1 protein-coding gene is annotated in these 1,491 nt (G+C 44.1%); it reads right to left on the reverse strand.

The features are described from left to right. Positions 1–46: 46 nt before the first annotated feature. Positions 47–1,491, reverse strand: a 1,445-nt coding sequence (locus ACO6VE_RS24485; RefSeq protein WP_422464110.1) for a hypothetical protein, incomplete at its 5' end; no start/stop codon positions are given.

The raw sequence follows: 1,491 nt of genomic DNA on the forward strand, positions 1-1,491 counted from the left end.
TTTTCATGTCGCAAATATTACAGAAATACTAAACACCTGTAAATACTTAAGACTTCCGGTTCTGCAAGCCCTCTACGGGCTTGTTGCTTATATCACCGCCCGCATTGGGCGATGCTTTACGCAGGTTTTGGTAAAGTTCATCACTGAAGATTTGCCGACACTGCCATTGAACCCGGCCGACAGGGTGCCGCTGCTCCAGGACTCTTGCCAGATTATTCACCAACTTGCGAAATCGCTCCAGGATTTTATCAGGATCAGTAACAATCCACTTGGTGGAATTAGAAACGATTTGCCATAACGTCTCGTAACGTATGATCTTGAGTTCGGCCTCAGACAGCAGGTTTTCCCGATAAAATTTCCCGGCGGCTATTATTGGAAAAAGGCTTCTACTCACCCTGAATCCCCAGCCAGCGAAATTAATTCGTGAGCCATTCGCAATCAGCAGGCAATGTACCAGTGGGTTATATAAAGAGCTGAGACGACCTAGCAATATTACCGGGACAAATACTTTCTTTTTTAACAGTGCTCTGCAGATCTTGCCTTGTGCGGCAAAGGTGGTTCGCATTAACTTCCGGGAACGATTCTTGCCAATATGGTGCCGGAAAAAATCATCAATATCTGGATACTTGTAATCTTTACAATCTTGATAGGTAAAAACGGGATTATAAGTCAATTGATCCATGAGTGTTGTCGGTAAGCCGATGCTGTCAATCAATTCATCATCTATTTCTGACAGCATGGTAACGGCTTTGTCGGCTTCCAGATTAACAATGGCCTGCTTGATACTTTCCATATTTATGGGTTGAGGTGTATTTGCTACAGCAGTCACACTTTCGGGGATATTGTTCATCAATAGCTGCAAGAAGCGCTTATAGCCTGCGTGAGCCAGCAAATTACAGAGTTTGCGTTCTTCGTCAAGGGATCGGGTGTAGCGAGTAAATACTCGGGCGTTGTCTGCTATTTTTTTGAGCAGAGTACCATTAAGTTCCACCGGTGGCAGCAATCCCCCCCGAAAGCTGTCGTACAGAAAAATAACAATGGGCTTTGGCATTTGACCAGCATCATCATCGAACTCAAGGAGTAAAATTTTCTCCATAAACTTGGCAATATTAATAAAACACTGCTCCCTTCTGAAATCCAGCAGGTATCCGCAATGGGTCTGGTCAAAGTTATATGGGCAGATGATCTCCGGGTAGTCGTTAGCATTCTCAACCTTTTGCAATAATGGCTGATGCAGTAAATAACCATCAAGACTGACATGGCCTGAGGAACAAGCCACGAATAATGATTCATCCCGGCATTCCATTGTTTTCTCTTTCAATGTGGCAAAGTCGGTAATTTTTTTTAAGCCTGCCTCAATCGTTTCGCCTTTTTTGTCAGTCGAGCCGTCCCGTTTATATGCCAATGGCACTGACTTAAGCTCACTTCCCTTGGTATTTCTTGAGTCTGCGTGCTTGTGATCTTGGATGTTGGAGCCTTTTATGCGGTTTT

Source organism: Endozoicomonas sp. ALB115 (assembly GCF_049310245.1).
Classification (GTDB): Bacteria; Pseudomonadota; Gammaproteobacteria; order Pseudomonadales; family Endozoicomonadaceae; genus Endozoicomonas.